Raw genomic sequence first — 301 nt, 5'->3', positions numbered from 1 at the left:
TCGGCAATGTCCTCGGACTGGTCGACCAGCCAGGTGTCGCCCTGCTGTACGACGCGCAGGGCCTTGCGGCTGGTGGTGGTGGAGTTGGGCCAGGTGACGGTGTACTCGACCCGTACGCCCGTGCCGGCCGGGTGGTCACCGATGGCGGGGACGCTCTGCGGCCCGCTGGCCTTGACCTCCCCCGTCTCCGCCCGGTCCGGGCCGCTGGCGCTCGGCTTCGGCTTGCCGCTCACGACCGAGCCGTCCGCCCGGCGAAGCGGCGGGAACTCCTCGGACTCGCTCGCGGTCGGCTCCGGGCTCT

General features: G+C 73.4%; 1 pseudogene. It reads right to left on the bottom strand.

The window, feature by feature from the left end:
* Positions 1-301, bottom strand: a pseudogene (locus IG54_RS0137385) (hypothetical protein); the annotation flags it as partial.

It is taken from the genome of Streptomyces sp. NRRL S-920 (genome assembly GCF_000717945.1).
GTDB lineage: Bacteria > Actinomycetota > Actinomycetes > Streptomycetales > Streptomycetaceae > Streptomyces > Streptomyces alboniger.
The sequence above is the reverse complement of the archived record's forward strand: the minus strand, read 5'-3'. Positions and strand labels throughout refer to the sequence as shown.